We start from the raw sequence: 3,121 nt of genomic DNA, 5'->3' as shown, positions 1-3,121 counted from the left end.
TATATTTGCAGCGTGTTCAACAAGAACACGCCTTAAAGATAGGAATAATTTTAATTCGATTTGATATATGGAAAGGAAAATCAGACAAAAGATTGAGTTAGACGCCAAGGGCAAGGTCGAACTTGCTAAGGTGTTCGAGGTGAGTGTGCGGAACGTTTGTCAGGCACTGGCATTCGAGCGGAACAGCTTGCAGGCCGCAAAGATCAGGGAGGCTGCCATGGTTAAAGGAGGTCGCCTGCTGGAGATTAACGACGTGACTGATACTGCCAGACGCCCGATGAAGGTGCTGGACGCCAAAGGGAATGTGAAGGCGGTGCTGGCGAATGATACGGTAACTTTATAATGGTATGGATATGCAAGAGAAAAAACAACAGCAGAATGCAAACCATTTCAGTTCGCATTCTTTTGCCGCAAGTCATCTGATACCCCTTGATAGCTTGCCCCTGTCACACAGAGAGTTTTACTTTTCCCATTGTGGCGTTCCACATACGGATAAGAAAGAGGACGGCAAAACTCTTCGGGGAAAGGAACTTCCTTCAGATGTTTTTGCAAGATGCGGGCTACGCTGAAACTGTTGCCTAAAGCTACGGATGAATGTGAGAACAGCTTGTCGATGAGCAACCGGAAATCCTTTATCGGTATTTCTGTCCGTTCAAAAGCACGGAAGCAGAAAATGTCCATACAGAATTCAGATTTCGTTTCGGAGTGTTCTTCTTCAGAAACGGGGAATCCGGAAAAATCCTCAACGATGGCATATTCCAGTTTCAGCGTGATGGCGATGGAGGTCAGCAACTCGTGGACAAAGATTCGGCAAAAAGGTATTTCCCCGGCATCTTTATAGACGATGCCGCAATTTACCCGCCATTGATTCTTTTTTAGACTCATAATGGTTGAATTAAGAGTTAGTATTAGTTAGACGGCTACAAATGTAGCGAATCTATCCCGGTTCGGGATGAATAGGGATAGTTTTTTTTGAATGTAAAACTTTAAAAACTTAGATATATGGACAGAAAACTGACAGAAAAAGAGGTTGCGTTCCTTTCGGAACTGAGCAACTTGATGTTGAAGCATAATGCGCTGCTGGGCACGGATAATAACCGTGTGTGTATCTATGTGGGAGACGATAATGAGGAAGAACCTATCGTACTTCCATGTATCATAGCGTCCTTCTGTGACTTGGACGATTTAATCAACCCTTAATACTTGACATCTTATGAAGACTTGGAGAATTGTCCGGAAGATTGCCTCGGCCGCAGGGCTTATATATGGAATGTGGCTGGGCACGAACGTGGACGCAACGGACGCGGACGGGCGTAACGCCTTTGTGATTGTAGTGTTGTCGGCCATTGTGGCACTGTCGCTTTGCATGCCTGACAAGACGGATGCGGAAACAGCTTAGATGCTTTTTGTTCGGCAAGTCCGGAGCCTCTCTGTTAAGGGCGGGGGCGGCCGGCTCCCCGGTTCGATGCCGGGGCTTGCGCAAAAATGAAGAGATAGTTTCGATATGGAAATGTACGGTAAGATAAGGTGCGTCACTTTTCCCGAGCTGGTTTCGCAGGGAGGGATACTGAGTGTACCGAGCTATAAGAAGAAGGTGCGCGAAGGCAAGCTCCGGGTGGTAAGGCCCGGTAAGGGTGCCGGCTCTTATGCCCTGATAGACTATAACAGCCTGCCCGACCTCATACGAGATGCTTACGACCGGCTTTATCCCGACGCGCAAAAAGAAATGAACGAACAAATGATGAGCAATACCATCCGCAGCGACAGCAATGCCGTGGAGTTTTACAAGAGCTACGAGCCGCAGATTTCCCTGTCCCGACAGGCGGAGTACGTGCTGAACGCCGAGGTGATGAACGAACTGATCCGTGTGGAAAAGGAGGTCGAGGCGATGCACCGCAAGTGCGGTTACATCCGCAAGGCGGAGGCGTGGAAGAGCGTGAGGGGCACTTGCGAGAAGCTGCGCGAGGAGTACGGGCATACGCTGCCGGAGAGCGCCGCACGGTTGCGCGAGAAGTTCAACGCCTACAAGAAGTCCGGGTACACCGTCCTCGTCAACAAGAACACGGGCAACCAAGCGGCACGGGTGGTAGTACCCGAAACGGCCCGCCTGCTGCTGAAGCTCCGGCGGAGCATCGTGCCGAGGTACACGGAGGCGCAGATATTCGAGGAGTACAACCGCCGGGCCGTGGAACTGGGGCTGAACATCATCAAGTCGCCCACCACGGTGAAGAACTACCTGAACGACCCCTCCGTGATGCCGATGTGGTATGCCGCCGTACACGGCATGCAACGCTGGAAATCGAGATACTCCTCCCTGCTGAAAACCGGGCTTCCGCAGATGCGCGACGCCCTGTGGTATGGAGACGGCACGAAGCTGAACCTCTATTACAGGGACGACCGGGGCAAGATGCGTACCACGTCCGTCTATGAGGTGATGGACGCCTACAGCGAGACGCTGCTGGGTTACGACATCGCCCCGAACGAGAACTTCAAGAGCCAGTACCGCGCCTACCGCATGGCCGTGGAAACGGCAGGCAGCCGCCCTTATGAGATTGTGACCGACAATCAGGGCGGTCACAAGAAAGGGGACGCCACGGGCTTCTTCCGCTGCCTTACCGTGCTCCACCGCCCTACGATGCCTTACAACGGGCAGTCCAAGACCATCGAGAACGCCTTCTACCGTTTTCAGGCGATGGTGCTCCACCGTATATGGTACTTCACGGGCCAGAACGTGAACACCAAGAAGGCGGGTAGCAAGCCCAACCTGGAATTTATCGAGGAAAACGCCTACGCGCTCCCCACGCTGGAGGAGGTGAAGGCCATCTACAAGGAGTGCCGCGACCTCTGGAACAACGAAGAAAAGCATTTTGCTTCCGGCATCCCGCACATGGAGATGTACCGGATGAGCGAGAACCCCGAGGCGCAGCCCGTGACGGACACGGACATGGTGCGGATGTTCTGGCTGTGCCACCCCAAAGCCGTCACTTACACCAACTACGGCCTGCAGTTTGACATAGACAGGCAAAAATACCATTACGACGTATACGGCGCCGACGGCCTGAGGGACGAAGCGTGGGCGCTGAACAACACCGGCCGCGAGTTTACCGTGATGTACGACCCT

At 52.6% G+C, this 3,121-nt stretch carries 5 protein-coding genes; 4 read left to right on the top strand and 1 reads right to left on the bottom strand.

Annotation, left to right across the window (positions count from 1 at the left end; all coding sequences use genetic code 11):
* Nucleotides 1–67: 67 nt before the first annotated feature.
* A complete protein-coding gene (locus EV202_RS14845) occupies nucleotides 68–343 on the top strand; it encodes a hypothetical protein (RefSeq protein WP_131927608.1) in 276 nt (91 codons plus the stop codon).
* Nucleotides 344–390: 47 nt separating this feature from the next.
* Here EV202_RS14845 and EV202_RS14840 read toward each other — a convergent pair whose 3' ends face one another.
* Nucleotides 391–885, bottom strand: a complete 495-nt coding sequence (locus EV202_RS14840) for a hypothetical protein (RefSeq protein WP_131927607.1) — start codon at nucleotides 883–885, stop codon at nucleotides 391–393.
* A 117-nt stretch (nucleotides 886–1,002) separates the two neighbouring features.
* Here EV202_RS14840 and EV202_RS14835 point away from each other — a divergent pair, with 117 nt between their 5' ends.
* From EV202_RS14835 to EV202_RS14825, 3 genes are all read left to right on the top strand, one after another.
* A complete protein-coding gene (locus EV202_RS14835) occupies nucleotides 1,003–1,200 on the top strand; it encodes a hypothetical protein (RefSeq protein ID WP_131927606.1) in 198 nt (65 codons plus the stop codon).
* Between the two features lie 13 nt (nucleotides 1,201–1,213).
* Nucleotides 1,214–1,399 carry a hypothetical protein gene (locus tag EV202_RS14830; protein WP_131927605.1) on the top strand — a complete coding sequence of 62 codons (186 nt, stop codon included), beginning with the start codon at nucleotides 1,214–1,216 and terminating at the stop codon, nucleotides 1,397–1,399.
* 105 nt (nucleotides 1,400–1,504) lie between these two features.
* A partial coding sequence (locus EV202_RS14825; protein WP_131927604.1) for a hypothetical protein occupies nucleotides 1,505–3,121 on the top strand: 1,617 nt, incomplete at its 3' end.

It is taken from the genome of Prevotella heparinolytica, assembly GCF_004342845.1.
Taxonomy (GTDB): domain Bacteria; phylum Bacteroidota; class Bacteroidia; order Bacteroidales; family Bacteroidaceae; genus Bacteroides; species Bacteroides heparinolyticus.
The sequence above is the reverse complement of the archived record's forward strand: the minus strand, read 5'-3'. Positions and strand labels throughout refer to the sequence as shown.